This window comes from Streptomyces sp. NPDC085946 (assembly GCF_044540485.1).
Taxonomy (GTDB): domain Bacteria; phylum Actinomycetota; class Actinomycetes; order Streptomycetales; family Streptomycetaceae; genus Streptomyces.
On record NZ_JBITSF010000022.1, the window covers coordinates 39,745 to 54,323 of the forward strand.

Here is a 14,579-nt window from a genome sequence, read left to right on the forward strand (position 1 = left end):
GGGCTACTTCCGCATGACGGCGGGTTCGCGGCGCCGCAGCAGGAACAGGACCGCGCAGCCGCACAGGACCGACAGCGCCACCAGCATGCCCATGTCGAGCAGCCACACCCCGGCGGTGTGCTCGAACAACGGGTCGTCCTTGCCGGGCACGGTGCGCGCGAGGTCGACGGTGGACGCCATCGCGGCGAACGCCCACCGCGACGGCACCAGCCAGGACAGTTGTTCGAGACCGGGCACCCCGTCGACCTCCAGCAGCGCGCCGCAGAAGATCACCTGGACGATGGCGAGGAGCACCAGCAGCGGCATCGTCACCTCCTCCTTGCGGACGAGGCCGGAGATGAGCAGGCCGAACATCATCGCGGTGAAGGCGAGCAGCGCCACGGCCGCGGTGATCTCCGCGAGCGGCGGCCCGATCACGCCCTCGCCACCGGGCGCGCCGAGGTCGACACCGATCAGGGCGACCAGGGTGAGCACCACGGCCTGCAGGACCGTGACGGTGCCGAGGACGACGACCTTGGACAGGAGGTACGCGGATCTGGACAGGCCCACGGCGCGTTCGCGCCGGTAGATCACCCGTTCCTTGACCAGTTCGCGCACGGCGTTGGCCGCGCCCGTGAGCACGGCGCCGACGCACAGGATGAGCAGCGCGTTCAGCGCGCCCTCCCGGTCGAGGCGGCCCCCGGCCAGGGCGCGGGCCATGGCGCCCATCACGAACGGCAGCGCGACCATGATGGCGAGGAAGGTGCGGTCGGAGGCGAGCACCGCGGCGTACCGGCGCACCAGCGTGCCGAGCTGGGCGGTCCGGCTCTGCGGCTCGCGCGGTGGTGTCAACGCGACCGGCTCCGCCCCGGGCGGGCGGGACGGCTCCATCGCCGCGGTGACGTAGCGGCGGTGGAAGGACGAGTCGCGGTACTCCCCCGCCCAGTCCCGGTCACGGTCCCGCTCGAAGGCCTCGAACGCCTCGGGCCACTGGCCGAACCCGAAGAAGGCGAGGGCCTCCTCCGGCGGCCCGTAGTAGGCGGTCCGCCCGCCCGGGGCGAGGACGAGGAGGCGGTCGCAGACGTCGAGGCTGAGGACGCTGTGGGTGACCACCACGACGGTGTGGCCGTCGTCGGCGAGGCCGCGCAGCATGTGCATCACCGAGCGGTCCATGCCGGGGTCGAGTCCGGAGGTCGGTTCGTCGAGGAAGAGCAGCGAGGGCCTGGTGAGCAGTTCCAGCGCCACGCTGACCCGCTTGCGCTGGCCGCCGGAGAGGCTGTGGACGTGCTGCCCGGCGTGCTGCTCCAGGCCCAGCTCGCGGATGACCTCGTCGACCCGCGCCACGCGCTCCGCCTTGGCGGTGTCCTGCGGGAAGCGCAGCTCGGCGGCGTAGACGAGGGCGCGGCGGACGGTCAGCTGGGTGTGCAGGATGTCGTCCTGCGGGACGAGGCCGATGCGCTGGCGCAGTTCGGCGTAGTCGTGGTAGAGGTCGCGGCCGTCGTACAGGACCCTGCCGGAGTCGGCGGGGCGCTGACCGGTCAGGGCGTTGAGGAGGGTGGACTTCCCGGCGCCGCTGGGGCCGACGACGGCGAGGAGGCACTTCTCCCCCACGGGAAAGGTGACCTTGTCGAGCAGCGTCCTGCGGCCCCGGTCGACGACGGCGGTGAGTTCCTGGACGTCGAGGGAGACCTCACCGGTGTCGACGTACTCCTGCAGCCGGTGGCCGACGAGGCTGAACGCCGAGTGGCCGATGCCGACGATGTCACCCGCCGTGACCGGGGCCTGCTCCACGGGCAGGCCGTTGAGGAACGTGCCGTTGTGGCTGCCGAGGTCGACGATCTCGTACGTGCCGTCCGGGTGGGCCCGCAGTTCGGCGTGCCGGCGGGAGACGAGGAGGTCGTCGACGACCAGGTCGTTGTCGGCGGCGCGGCCGATGCGGACGGTGCGTGCGGGCAGCGGGCGCACACTGGTCGGCCGGCGGAAGGTGTGGGTGGCGTCCGGATGCAGGACGGCGGAGGGCCGCTCCCCGTCCTGGTCGGTGAGGACGGCGCGGGGTCCGTCGTGGGGGCTGCCGAAGCGTATGACGCTGCCGGGCCCCACGTCCCCGGCCCGGACGCGGTGGCCGTCGGCGTACGTGCCGTTGGTGCTGTCCTCGTCCTCGACCGTCCAGTGGTCGTCCGCGGGCCGCAGCACCGCGTGGTGCCACGAGACCCGGTCGTCGTCCAGGACGATGTCGCTCGACGGGTCACGTCCCACGTGGTACTCACGACCGGGACGCAACACCGTGGAGCCCGTCTCGGTCTCGAGGACGAGCGCGGGCGCAGTCGGCACGGACGGCCGTTCCGCCATGTCTGGATTCTAACGATTGGCCCGGACGTGTGCCCGGCCGGACCGACGGGGAACGGGACGTGCTCGGGCCCCGGGAGGCGCGCGCCGGTCGGTCCGGGCACCGGCCGGCGGGTGGCGCGGCCCGGCCGAACCGGTGGCGTCCCGCCGCACGGACCGCATAGCTTGTGCGGTCGTGACCGACGAACCGAGTGCACGTCCGGAGGGACACGGCCCCGGCCTCGTGTTCGACGAGCTGTTCGCGGACCTTCGCGCCGTCACCGGTGTCGGCGAAGGGTCGTCGGTGCTGGAAGTGGGGTGCGGGACCGGTCAGGCGACGCGCTCGCTGGCCCTGCTCGGCTGCTCGGTGACCGCCGTCGAACCGGGCCCGGGCATGGCCGCCCTCGCTCGCCTGCGCACCGCCGCCTTCCGCGACGTCGAGGTCGAGACGTCCGCGTTCGAGGAGTGGGAGGACCACGGCCGACGCTTCGATGCCCTGGTGGCCGCGTCGTCGTGGCACTGGGTCGACCCGTCGGTCGGCTGGCGGCGAGCGCACGACGTGCTGTCCCCCGGAGGCTGGACGGCACTGCTCGGCCACGTCGTCGTCCGCCGCCCGGGAGAGCCCGAGGTCTACGCCGGGACCGCCGACCTGCACGAGCGGTTCTGCCCGGGCAACCCCGGCTGGGGCCATCCGCCGCTGGAGGACGAGGTACGCGCCACCGACGGGGGCTGGGGACCGGTCGAAGGCCCCGGTGGCTTGTTCGGCCCGCCGATCGTGCGCTGGTATCCGACCGTTCAGTGGTTCGACGGGAACGGCTTCGCCGATCTCCTTCGCTCGACCTCGCTGTACCGGAGGCTCGACCGCGGGGTGCGCGAGCCCTTGCTCGACGCCGTCGCGGAGCGCATCCGCACACGGATGGGCGACCGGGCACCGCGCCGTCACCTGAGCGTCCTGCGGGTCGGGCGGCGCGAGGAGTGAGGCCGGGGAGGACCGCCGGGAGGGCCCGGTCGTCGGCGGCGGACACCGGCGTCCTGACCGCGTCCGCGGCGGACGGGCCGGTCTCGCGCGGCACGTCCTCGGCGGTGCGCACCGGCGGACGGGCGTGGACGCGGAACGCCACGCCCGGGGGCACGGACGCCGGTCCGGGTCGCCGGACACGGCCGGCGGCTCGACGGCCGCCGCGGGACCGCGCCCGGTCCGCCGGGACAGGCGGCGGCCTGCGGGCGGCGCCGGGACGCGCGGAGCCAGGGCCGGCGGAGGCCGGCCACGTCAACGCGCGCGGCACCGGTCCGGTGGCAGGGGACGCGGCGGAGGCGCTCGCTGCCGGACGTCCTCGGCTCCGGCCGGCGCGCGCCGACCGGCTCCGGCAGGCCGTTGCCCGGAGTCACCGGGTTCTCCTCGCGGTCCCCCACGGGACGGAGCCGCTCACCGGGCGGGCCCCAGGCCGGCGGGCGCCGCGCGGGAGGCGACGCCGCGGGCCGGGAGACCGTCGAAGCGGTTGCGGACGTAGGTGAGGTCGGCGAGCAGGGTGGCGGAGGTGAGACGGGTGCCGCCGCGGGGACGTACCAGGTGGGCGATGGGCAGGTTGCCGGTGGCGGCCCAGCACAGCCGTCCGGCCGGGTCGATGTAGCTGCGGGTCAGGCCCTGGTTGTCGGGGTGGAGGCAGTACGGGATGTCGAGGTAGCCGCGGCGGAAGGCGTGGAGCAGGGCCTGGGAGAGATCGGGGTGCAGGTCGAGGACGGCGTGGACGAGGGCGGCGGCCTCCTGGTAGGTGGGGTTGTCGGCGGGGTGGGGCGGCGGGACCGGTGCGGTCCGCCCGGCGGTGCGCGCGGTGGCCGCAGCCAGTTCGAGGGCGTCGACGTTCTCCTGGACGGTGGGGATGCGCCGTGCTTCGGCGACCGTCTTGACGATGAGCCGTTCCGCTCCCGTCCGCACGGCGAGTTCGGCGGAGCTCGCCAGCAGCCGCCGGGCGCCCTGCTCGGTCTCCGGGAAGACCCCCATGTAGGTGTAGAGGACCACGTGCCAGTCGTCGGTCGGCAGGAGGTCCGCGCACAGGCGGCGCAGTGCCGCGACGGCCTCGGCGTCCTGTTCCGGGGAGCTCTGCTGGGCGTAGCTGACCGACAGGCTGCGCACGCCGTGCCGGAGGAAGAAGAGCGCCTCCAGCACGCTGATGGCCACCAGCAGGCTCGGCGGGCACAGCTGGCCGAGCATGCAGCCGCCGAAGGTCTCCAGGTGGGGTTCGCGGCCGGTCTCCCGCAGCGAGGCGAACAGTTCGCAGGCGGTGGCCCACTGGGTGACGGACTCGGCCAGGGGGGTCCTGCCGTAGGGCAGGCAGTAGGAGACGGGGCCTCCCTCACTGGCGTCCAGGCCGAGGGCGGTCAGGGCCCGGAAGATGCCGACCGGGCGGGCGGAGCCGTGCCGGACCTGGACGGGGAAGCGGGGGCCCTGGATGCCGTGCAGGACCTGCGCGGTGGTGGCCGGGGGGTGGGTGACGACCGGATAGCCGTTGAGGGGGGTGCCGGCGCGCAGCGCGGCCGCGGCGGCGTCGAGGTGGCCGACGCGGGTGTGGGAGTCCAGGGTGATGGTGCCGACGGTCCGGGCGGCGGCGGCCCGGGTGGCGGCCAGACCGGCGCGCATGGCGGCCGGGTCGCTGAAGCCCATCCGGGGCTGGACCACCAGACGGCCGTCGCCGCCCCGGGCACGGACGAAGTCACCGAAGCCGCGCGGGGCCGGACCGGCCGGGGCGGGTCCGGCGGCGGGACCCGGTCGGCGGTCCGGCGCGTTGCCCGGCGCGGGCGGCGTCACGCGAGGACGCCCATCTGCTCGCCGGTGTGGCGCGCCTGCCCGGCGCGGGCGTGCCGCGGGCGGGCGCCCAGGGCACGGTCCGGTCCGGTGCCCAGGTCGTCCAGGAAGCGGCGGAAGGCGGCCAGGGTGTCGGTGCCGTCCTCGAAGACGGCGTCGAACCCGGCGGCCAGGAGCCGCTCGGCGTGGGAGGTGGCACCGCCGTCCACGCCGAGTTTGCCGCCGATGGCGACGGGCAGGGCGGCGGTCAGTTCGTCGTCGCGCAGCGCGCGGATGACGCGCAGCCCGTCCTGGGCGCCGTGGCCGTTGACGCTGCTGATGATCACGGCGGCCGGGCGGATCTCCCGGCAGTGGCGCACCAGCAGGTCGTCGGGGACGCACGGGCCGAGGTTGACGACGTGGTAGCCGAGTTCCTCCAGCAGCAACTGCAGGAACACCAGGTTCCAGGTGTGGGAGTCGGAGGCCACGGTGGTGACGACGACCGTGGGCCGGGCGCGGTCGGGGGCGGTGCCGGCCGGCCGGGACAGGTCAGCCATGTGTGCGCTCCGTGCCGTGCGGGACCCTGGTGCGTTCGATGCGGGTGACGGAGACGGTGTCCTCGCCGTCGGTGACGACCTCCACCGGGCTGGGCCGGCCGAGGAACATCAGCAGGCTGGCGGTGGGGCCGTAGGCGCCGGTGTTGGGCACGGCGAGGAGGTCGCCGGGCGCCAGGCCGGCAGGGACCGTGACGTTGCGGCCCAGGACGTCGCCCGGGGTGCACAGCGGGCCGGCCAGGGTGACCTGCCGGCCGTCCTCGTCCGCGGGGACCTCGACGGAGACGGGCAGGATGCGGCCCAGCCCGGACATGCCGCCGAACACGTTGATGCCCGCGTCCAGGACGGCGAAGGTGTGGCCGCGCCCGGTCTTGAGGTTGCTCACCGCGGTGACGAGGTGGCCGCTGTCGCCGACGAGGTAGCGGCCGGACTCCACGGCGATCCGCGGCAGGCCCCGGCGCCAGTCGGGGAAGAACACGTCCAGGGCGGCGGCGAGTTCGCCGCGCAGCTTGGGGTAGGCGGCGCGGTCGCCGGTCCGGCCGTAGGGCACGGAGAAGCCCCCGCCGATGTCCAGGACGCGCAGCCGCACCCCCAGTTCGTCCTGGATGCGGGCGGCGGTCTCCAGCGTGTGCCGGAACTCCGCCAGCAGGCTCTCCTCGTCGCGGGCGTTGCTCTGCGAGAACAGGTGCAGCCCTTCGACGGAGGTGCCGGGCACGGAGATCAGCGCGGCGGCGGTCTCGGGGACGGTCTCGGCGTCGATGCCGAACTGGGTGGGCTTGCCGGTCATGCGCACCCCGCTGGCGGCGCTCGCCGTCGCGCTGTTGATGCGCAGCAGGCAGCCGGCGGTGGTGCCGTGGGCGCGGGCGGCGCGGCCGATGTGCTCCAGGTCGGTGAGGGACTCCGCGGAGAACAGGCCGACGCCGTTGCGGACGGCCTCGTCGAGTTCGCCCGGCGTCTTGCCGGGGCCGGTGTAGAGGATGTCCGCGCCCGGGTAGCCGGCCTCCAGGGCGGCGGCCAGTTCGCCGGTGGAGCTGATCTCCGCCTTGCAGGCGGGCCCGTCACCGGTGCGCAGCGCACGGACCAGGTCGGGGTGGGGGTTGGCCTTGAAGGCGTAGTAGACCTCCACGCCCTCCGGCAGGAAGCCGAACAGGTCGCGGCGGGCGGCGCGCACCCGGGCCAGGTCGTAGACGTACAGCGGGGTGCCGTACCGCTCGGCGAGGTCGCGGTGGTGGGGGCTGACGGTCACGGGCGTTCTCCGTCGATCAGGGCGGCCAGTTCCCGCCGGGCGTTCTTGCCGTGCAGGGTGAGCGGGAACTCGGCCAGGACCCGGCACCGGGCGGGCATCTTCGCGGTCTCCAGACGCTCCATCAGTTCCCGTACGACGGTGCGCTCGTCGAGGTCGCTCTCCACGAACAGGGTCAGGTCGTGACGGTCGTCCGGGGGGAGCGCGGCGGCGGCCCGCACGCCGGGGATGTCCAGGGCGGCGGTCTCGATCTCCACGGTGCTCATGCGGAAGCCCTTGCGCTTGAACATGTCGTCGCGGCGGCCCTGGAAGTAGAGGTAGCCGTCCTCGTCGAGGTGTCCGTAGTCGCCGGTGTGCAGCCGGGTGACGGCCGGGTCGTCGGGGTCGGGGCGGAAGCTGCGGGCGGTGGCCTCGGGGTTGCGCCAGTAGCCGCGCATCACGTGCGGGCCGACGGCGACGATCTCGCCGGTGGTGCCCGGCGGCAGGGTCTCGCCGTCGGGCCCGCAGACCAGCACGCGGGTGCCGGGCAGGGCGCGTCCGACGCTGTGCGGGCGTTCGTGCTCCTCCTCGGGCGGCATGACGGTGATCCGTTTGGCCTCCGTCTGCCCGTACTGGCGCACCACGCGGGCGCCGGGGAACAGGGCGCGCAGGGCGTCGGCGGTGGCGGCGGGCAGGGCGGCACCGGTGTTGGTGAACATCCGCACGGGCGGCCGCTGGTCGGGGTGGCGCCGGGCCAGCGAGACGATCATCGAGGCGTAGGAGGGGACGATCGGCACCACGGTCGTGCCCGTCTCGTGCATGCGGCGCAGCACGGTGAAGTCCGAGTCGCCGTCGGCGAGGACGATCTCGCAGCGGGCGATGCAGGTCATCAGGACCTTGTACAGGCCGTAGTCCCAGGACATCGGGAAACGGCAGAACACGACGTCGTCGCAGCGGTAGTCCAGGGCCCGGACCAGCGCGGTGGAGGCGAACACCACGGCGGCGTGCGGGCAGGCCACGGCCTTGGGCGCGGCGGTGCTGCCGGAGGTGTAGATGAGGGTGGCCAGGTCGTCGCCGGACACGTCCGGCGACGCGGCCGCGTCCGGACCGGGCTCCTGTGCCGCGGTCTCGGCGAGGACGTCGGCGATGTCGTGGACGGGGGCGCCGGTGAGGGGGCGCAGGCGGTGGACGCCCTCGGTGTCGGTCAGGACGAGGGCGGGATCGGCGTCGGCGACGACGGACCGCAGGTGGAACGGCTTCATGGCCGGGTGCACCGGCACGAAGACGGCCCCGCGCCGCACCGTGGCGTAGAAGAGGGCCGCCAGCGGCCGGCCGGTGGGCAGCTGGAGCAGGACGCGGTCGCCGCGGCCCACGCCACGGGCCGCCAGCCATGCGGTCAGCCGTGCGGCCCGGTCGGCCAGTTGGGCGTAGGTCCAGGCGCCGGTCGCGTCCCGTACGGCCGGGCGGTGCGGGGTCTCGGCCACGGCCTCGTCCAGAAGGCCGTGCACCGTCCGGCCGCCGGCCGCCGGGGGTACGGCGTGTCGTTCGATCAGGTCCTGTGGGGTTGCCAATGCTCCGCTCTCCGTTCTCCGGCCCGGGTTCTCCGGCCCGGCGGGCCTGTGGGCGGGGGCGGGGGCGGACGCGGCCGGGTCCGTGCGCTCCGGCCGGGCCGGCGCGGCGTGCGGCCGTACGGGCCGGGTGCGTGCCGCGGGCCGCGGAACCGCCCCTGGGGTGCGCACCAAGAACACCACCGGCTCCTGACGTTCGGCTCACCGGCGGCTACCGGATCACTAGCGACGCACGTCGGCGGCCGCGTCCGGCCGGCCCGGTAGCCGACGACAACCGGATCGTTAGGACGGGCTGGTGTGCTGGTCACCGACGCCGAATCCCGCAGAAAGGGCGGTTGCTCCGTATGACGACCACCGAAGACGTCCTGGCCTGCATCACCCGCCGGGTCGGAGACCAGCCGATGAGCGAGACCAGCGAGTTGACGGCCCTGGGTGTCGACTCCCTGTTGCTGCTGCGCATCATCACCGACCTGGCGGCGGACGAGACGCAGGAGATCGAGCCGCACGAGCTGGCACGGCTCGTCACCGTCGGCGACCTGACGGAGTTCGTCGGCCGGTGGAACGGCGGGCCGCGCCCGTGACCGCCCTCGACCTGTCCCGGCAGACGCCCGCGACGCGCCCCGACGGGGACGGGGACGCGCTCCCCCTGACCGACTCCCAGCGCAGCCTGCTGTTCATCCAGGAGGCCGCCGCCCGCAAGGACCTGTACAACAACAGCTTCCGCGTCGTCTTCGACGGAACGCCGGACGCCGACGCCATGCGGGCCGCCCTGGAGCGGCTGGTGCTGGTGCAGCCGGCGCTGCGCACCGAGTTCCACGCCGGCCCGGACGGCCCCGGCGCCCGCATCGCGCGGGCGGTCGCGCTGCCCTGGGAGGTCGTCGGGCACGACGGCGGCGCGGTGCCGTGGGAGACCTGGCTGGAGGAGCGGACCGAAGAGTTCGTGCGGCTGCCGCTGGACCTGTCCCGGGCCCCGCTGTGCCGGTTCCGGCTGCTGACGTCCGCGCCGGGCGCGCCCGCCCGGTCGGCCCTGCTGGCGACGGTGCACCACACCGTCAGCGACGGGGTGTCGGTACGGGTCCTCGTCGACGAGATCATCACCGGGTACCGGCAGGCCCTGGGCCGTGCGGCCGCCGACGGCGACGAGGACCCGGCGGTGCTGGCCCGGGCCCGCGAGGGCGCACTGCGCGCGGAGCTCGCGGCGCAGTGCGCGGCGGCGCGGGCGGCGGTGGCGGCCGGGGAGGCCGACGCGCTCGTCGGACCGCTGGCCGGCGTGGCCCCCACCACGCTGTACCCGGTGCCCGGCCGGCCGCAGGACACCGCCCACCGGGCCGAGCGGCTGCGCGTGCTGCTCGACCGGCCGGAGCGGACGCGCGTCGAACGGGCGGCCCGGGACCTCGGCACCACGCCGTACGAGCTGCTGCTGGCCTGCTACGCGCTGCTGCTCGGCGACTACGCCGGCACCGGGGACGTCCTGGTGGGCAGCCCGTTCGCCACCCGGCGCACGGTGGCCTCGCACCAGTTGTGCGGGTTCTTCGTCAACACCCTTCCCATGGCGCTGCCCGCCCGCGACGTGCCGTTCCGGGTGCACTGCCGTGAGGTGTCCACGACGGTGCGCGAGACCCGTGCCCGGCAGTCGGTGCCGTTCGACGCCCTGGTGACGCGACTGGCCCCGGAGCGCTCCGGCAACCGCAACCCGGTCTTCCAGTGCATGTTCGCCATGCAGGACGAGCTGCGCACCCGGGTGGCGCTGATGCCGTGGATCGAGGGGCGGGTCGAGATCCTGGAGAACGGCTCGGCCAAGTTCGACCTCTGGCTGGGCGCCACGGCGGTCGAGGACGGCCTGCGGATCGAGCTGGACTACGACCGGGATCTGCTGCCCGCGTCCTACGCGCAGCGCTTCCTGGCCGAGTACCGGGAGCTGCTGCTGCGCGCCGTCGAGACGCCGTCGGCCGGTACCGGGAGCCTGCTGGCCGGGCTGAGCGCGCGGCGCGGCACGATCGCCCGCGCCCTGCGGCGGGGCGCCGACGGGCGGACCGACGCGCCGGGCGGTCTGCTCGGCCTGGTGCGCGAGGCCGCGCACCGCCACCCCGGCGCCGTCGCCGTGCGGCAGCCGGGCGGTGCCGAGGTGACCTACGCGGAGCTGATGCGGCGCACCGAGCGGGCCGCCACCGGGCTCGCCGGGCGCGGTGTGGGCCGCGGCGACACCGTGGCGGTCGTCCCGGGCGACCTGGTGGAGACGGTGGTGGCGATGCTCGCCGTGCTGTGGCGCGGTGCGGCTTACCTGCCGCTGGACACCTCGCTGCCCGCCGAACGGCTGGCCTACATGATCGAGCAGTCCGGGTGCCGCTTCACGGTCGGCGACCGGGACGCGGTGCCGGACGGGCCGCCGCGCGCCACCCCGGCGCAGCTGGAGGCCGAGGCCGGCACGGCGCAGGCGCCGGACGCGGCGGACGGCACGGACCCCGTGTACATCATGTTCACCTCCGGCTCGACCGGCCGTCCCAAGGGCGTGCACATGGGGCAGGGTCCCCTGGTGAACCTGCTGCACTGGCAGCTGCGCGAGCTGCGGATGGGCCCGGGCAGCCGGTTCCTGCAGTACGCGCCCCTCGGCTTCGACGTCTCCTACCAGGAGATCTTCCCGACCCTCGCCTGCGGCGGGACGGTGGTCGGACTCGGCGCGCTGGACCGCAGGGACCTGACGGCCGTGGCCCGGCTCGCCGAGCGGGAGGAGCTGACCCACGTCTACCTGCCGGTCGCGGTGGCCGGCGCGTTCGCCGGCGCGGTCGAGGAGGCCGGGCTGACCCTGCCCACCGTGCGCCACGTCTGCGTCTCCGGGGAGCAGCTGAACCTGGACGAGCGGCTGCGGCGGCTGCTGGCGCGGGACACCGGACGCGAGCTGGTCAACCTCTACGGCCCGACCGAGACGACCGCGGTCACCTGGCACGTGGTGCGCGGCGACGACCTGCCCGCCCACGACCACGTCCCCGTGGGCCGCCCGGTGCCGGGCGTGGACGCCCACCTGCTCACCCCCGACGGCCGCGACGTGCCGCCGGGCGCGGTGGGCGAGCTCTACCTGGGCGGCGTGTGCCCGGCGGTGGGCTACGTCAACGACCCCGAGCGCACCGCGGCGGCGTTCCTGCCCGCGCCGGACGCGCCGTCCGGGTCCGGCGCCCGTGTCTACCGCACCGGCGACCTGGCCCTGCTCACGGAGGACGGTGCCCTGGTGTTCCTCGGCCGCCGGGACGCGCAGGTCAAGGTGCGCGGGCACCGGGTGGAGCTGGGCGAGCTGGAGTCCGCGGCGGAGCGCCTGCCCGAGGTGGGCGAGGCGGTGGCGGCGGTGACCGGCACCGGCGAACAGGCCGCCCTGTGCCTGTTCCTGCGGCCGGCCGGCCAGGCACAGCCCCAGGAGCCGGACGTCCGGGCCCACCTGGAGCGGATCCTGCCCTCCTACATGCTCCCGCGGCACGTGCGGCTGATCGACGCGGTGCCGCTGACGCCGAACGGCAAGGTCGACCGCACCGCCCTGACGACCGCGCTCCAGGCGGGCCGGCTGCGGGCCGCCCGGCCGGACGGGGCCGCGTCCGGCTGGGAGCCGACCGGGACCGAGCGGATGATCCGCGACCTGTGGGCGACGCTGCTCGGCAGCGCGCCGAGCGGCCCCGACGAGTCCTTCTTCGCCCTGGGCGGCAACTCCTTCGACGTGCTGAAGCTGATCGCGGCGCTGCGCGAGACCACGGACCGGCCCCCGACGGTCGGTGACTTCTTCCGGCGGCCGACCGTCCGGGCGCTCGCCGCCCACGTGGACGGGGGTGCCTGAGCGATGGCGGGAAGGACGGACATGACGACGACCCTGGACGCGATCGAGGAGCGGGTCCGGCGCACCCCGGACCGCACGGCGGTGATCTGCGCCGGCGCCCGGCTCAGCTACCGCGGGCTGTGGGACGGCGCGCGGGCCGTGGCGCGGGCGCTGGCCGCGCGGGGCCAGGCCCGGGGCTCGGTGGTGGGGGTGCTGGGCCCGGGCGACGAGCACTTCATGACCGCCGTCCTCGGCTGCTGGCTGGCCGGGGCGTCCTGGACGCCGCTGGACCCGGCGTGGCCCGAGGAACGGCAGCGGCACGTGCTCGCGGACACCGGCGCACCGCTGGTCCTCGCCACCGGCGGGTCCGCCGCCCCGGACCGGCTGCACGGGGTCCCGGTCCTCTCCGTGGCCGGGGCGACCGCGTCCGGCACGCCGGACGACGGTGCGCTGCCCGGCCGGCCCGGCCCCGACGACCAGGCGTACGTGATCTACACCTCCGGTTCGACGGGCGCCCCGAAGGGCGTGTGCGTGGACCACGGGGCGCTGGCGGCACACCTGGCCGGCGCGGTGGAGGCGTACGGCCTCACCGACGACGACGTGCTGCTCTCCTTCTCGGCGCCCGCCTTCGACGCCACCGTCATGGAGATGTGGGCGGGGCTGGTGGCCGGGGGCACCGTGCTGCTGCGCGGTTCCGCGCTGTGGACCGGTCCGCAGCTGTTCGCCCGGGTCGCCGAGCACGGTGTCACCTACGTGGGCTGCACCACCGCCTACTTCGAGACGTTCTTCGGCGAGGAGCTGACGGCGCGTGACGTGGAGCTGCTGAGCGGGCTGCGCGCCGTCTTCTTCGGCGGGGAGGCGCCCAGCGCGGCCGTGGTGCGGCGGTGGGCGGCCGGGCCGCTGGGTCATGTGCCGCTGTGCAACGGCTACGGCCCCACCGAGGCGGTGATCGCCGCCACCCGCTACTGGATCCGGCAGGGCTGGGACGGCGGCGACCAGGTGCCCATCGGCACCTGCGTGCCGGGTCACGAGGCGGTGGTGCTGGACGCCGAGGGCCGTGAGGTGCCCCCGGGCACCGGCGGCGAGCTGTACCTGGGCGGCAGGTGCGTGGCGCGCGGCTACCTCAACCGCCCGGACCTGACGGCGGAGCGTTTCGTGCGGCTCCCGGGACGCGAGGGCGTGTGGTACCGCACGGGTGACCTGGTCTCCCGGAACGGCGAGGACCTGGTGTTCGTGGGGCGGGTGGACCGGCAGGTGAAGATCCGTGGCTTCCGGATCGAGCCGGAGGAGGTCGAGGTGGTGCTGCGCGGCCTCGGGCGGGTGCGCGGCGCGGTGGTCGGCGTCGGCAAGGGCCCCGGCGGCCGGGACCGGCTGGAGGCGCACGTCGTGCCGGAGGACCGTGCGGTGCCGGCGGACGTCTTCACCGCCCGGGTGCGGCAGGAGCTGCGCGAACGGCTGCCCGCCTACATGGTCCCCGAAGTGATCAGGGTCCTGGACGAGTTGCCGCTCGGCGCGACCGGCAAGGTCGACCGGGCGAAGGTGCTGGCGGGGACGGGGGGAGCATGAGCACCGCCACCACGGCGGCCCCGGCCGACGCCTCCCCGGCCGGGGCCGGCTCCCTGGCCCTGGTCAGCGGCGGCACCCGGGGCATCGGACGCGCCCTGTCCGAGCGCCTGGCCCGCCGCGGCCACCGGGTGGTCGCCCTGTACGTCTCCGACGAGAAGGCCGCCCGCGCCACCGAGGACGACCTCGGCCCCGCCGTCCGGGCCGTCCGCGCCGACGTCACCGACCCCGGTGCCGTGGCCGCCGCCGTGTCGGACGCCGTGCAGCGGTACGGTCCGCCGAGGGTCGTGGTCAACAACGCGGGCGTCAACATCGACAAGCCCTTCCTGCAGAGCACCCCCGCCGAGTGGCACACGGTGATCGGCACCAGCCTCTTCGGCGCCCTGAACCTCACCCACGCGTGCGCCCCGCACATGCTGGACGAGACCGGCGGCAGCGTCGTCAACATCGGCGCGACGACCGGCCTGCGCCCCCGCACGGACGGGGCCGCCTACTGCGCCGCCAAGGCGGCCCTGCTGCACCTCACCAAGTGCCTGGCCCTGGAACTGGCGCCGAAGGTCCGGGTCAACTGCCTCATCCCCGGCTTCACCTGGACCGACGAGGTCGTCACCCGGTTCCGCCTGGACGACGACGCGGCGCGCGAAGCCGTGCTGCGCCAGATCCCGCAAGGACGAATCGCCTCCACCGCCGAGATCGCCGACGCCCTGGAGTTCCTCGTGGACTCCCGCAGTTCGTACGTCACCGGGCAGAAGCTGATCGTCGACGGCGGCCAATTCATGTGGTAGGGAGT

10 protein-coding genes are annotated in these 14,579 nt (G+C 75.1%); 5 read left to right on the forward strand and 5 right to left on the reverse strand.

The genetic code is table 11. The features are described 5' to 3' along the window. Window positions 1-3: 3 nt before the first annotated feature. Window positions 4-2,328, reverse strand: coding sequence for an FHA domain-containing protein (locus ACIF8T_RS32195; RefSeq protein ID WP_400039915.1), 2,325 nt, complete (start codon window positions 2,326-2,328; stop codon window positions 4-6). A gap of 172 nt (window positions 2,329-2,500) precedes the next feature. Between ACIF8T_RS32195 and ACIF8T_RS32200 the strand changes: the two genes are divergently transcribed. After that, window positions 2,501-3,283: a class I SAM-dependent methyltransferase gene (locus ACIF8T_RS32200; protein WP_400039917.1), complete on the forward strand. Its 783-nt coding sequence runs from the start codon at window positions 2,501-2,503 to the stop codon at window positions 3,281-3,283. A 447-nt stretch (window positions 3,284-3,730) separates the two neighbouring features. On the opposite strand, the gene ACIF8T_RS32205 is transcribed toward ACIF8T_RS32200, so the two are convergent. The 4 genes from ACIF8T_RS32205 to ACIF8T_RS32220 are packed head-to-tail and all read right to left on the reverse strand — an operon-like array spanning window position 3,731 to window position 8,433. Next, window positions 3,731-5,110, reverse strand: a complete 1,380-nt coding sequence (locus tag ACIF8T_RS32205; RefSeq protein WP_400039918.1) for a methylaspartate mutase — start codon at window positions 5,108-5,110, stop codon at window positions 3,731-3,733. Beyond that, window positions 5,107-5,643 (reverse strand): cobalamin B12-binding domain-containing protein, encoded by a 537-nt coding sequence (locus tag ACIF8T_RS32210; RefSeq protein ID WP_400039920.1) that lies wholly within the window; start codon window positions 5,641-5,643, stop codon window positions 5,107-5,109. The genes ACIF8T_RS32205 and ACIF8T_RS32210 overlap by 4 nt, the downstream gene beginning before the upstream one ends. Beyond that, window positions 5,636-6,886, reverse strand: a complete 1,251-nt coding sequence (locus tag ACIF8T_RS32215; protein WP_400039922.1) for a type III PLP-dependent enzyme — start codon at window positions 6,884-6,886, stop codon at window positions 5,636-5,638. The genes ACIF8T_RS32210 and ACIF8T_RS32215 overlap by 8 nt, the downstream gene beginning before the upstream one ends. Beyond that, window positions 6,883-8,433, reverse strand: a complete 1,551-nt coding sequence (locus tag ACIF8T_RS32220; protein WP_400039924.1) for an AMP-binding protein — start codon at window positions 8,431-8,433, stop codon at window positions 6,883-6,885. The genes ACIF8T_RS32215 and ACIF8T_RS32220 overlap by 4 nt, the downstream gene beginning before the upstream one ends. A gap of 341 nt (window positions 8,434-8,774) precedes the next feature. Between ACIF8T_RS32220 and ACIF8T_RS32225 the strand changes: the two genes are divergently transcribed. The 4 genes from ACIF8T_RS32225 to ACIF8T_RS32240 are packed head-to-tail and all read left to right on the forward strand — an operon-like array spanning window position 8,775 to window position 14,574. Further along, complete coding sequence (locus tag ACIF8T_RS32225; protein WP_400039925.1) at window positions 8,775-9,011, forward strand: acyl carrier protein; 237 nt, start codon at window positions 8,775-8,777, stop codon at window positions 9,009-9,011. Next, window positions 9,008-12,247: an amino acid adenylation domain-containing protein gene (locus tag ACIF8T_RS32230; protein WP_400039927.1), complete on the forward strand. Its 3,240-nt coding sequence runs from the start codon at window positions 9,008-9,010 to the stop codon at window positions 12,245-12,247. Before ACIF8T_RS32225 ends, ACIF8T_RS32230 begins: the two co-directional genes overlap by 4 nt. A gap of 21 nt (window positions 12,248-12,268) precedes the next feature. Next, window positions 12,269-13,792 (forward strand): amino acid adenylation domain-containing protein, encoded by a 1,524-nt coding sequence (locus ACIF8T_RS32235; RefSeq protein WP_400039929.1) that lies wholly within the window; start codon window positions 12,269-12,271, stop codon window positions 13,790-13,792. Beyond that, on the forward strand, window positions 13,789-14,574 hold the full coding sequence (locus ACIF8T_RS32240; RefSeq protein ID WP_400039930.1) for an SDR family NAD(P)-dependent oxidoreductase: 786 nt from the start codon (window positions 13,789-13,791) through the stop codon (window positions 14,572-14,574). The genes ACIF8T_RS32235 and ACIF8T_RS32240 overlap by 4 nt, the downstream gene beginning before the upstream one ends. Window positions 14,575-14,579: the final 5 nt, after the last annotated feature.

Excerpts from the sequence above, each read along its gene's own strand:
- ACIF8T_RS32195 (WP_400039915.1), bottom strand. The coding sequence starts at position 2,328 with ATGGCGGAACGGCCGTCCGTGCCGACTGCGCCCGCGCTCGTCCTCGAG.
- ACIF8T_RS32210 (WP_400039920.1), bottom strand. The coding sequence starts at position 5,643 with ATGGCTGACCTGTCCCGGCCGGCCGGCACCGCCCCCGACCGCGCCCGG.
- ACIF8T_RS32225 (WP_400039925.1), top strand. The coding sequence starts at position 8,775 with ATGACGACCACCGAAGACGTCCTGGCCTGCATCACCCGCCGGGTCGGA.
- ACIF8T_RS32235 (WP_400039929.1), top strand. The coding sequence starts at position 12,269 with ATGACGACGACCCTGGACGCGATCGAGGAGCGGGTCCGGCGCACCCCG.
- ACIF8T_RS32240 (WP_400039930.1), top strand. The coding sequence starts at position 13,789 with ATGAGCACCGCCACCACGGCGGCCCCGGCCGACGCCTCCCCGGCCGGG.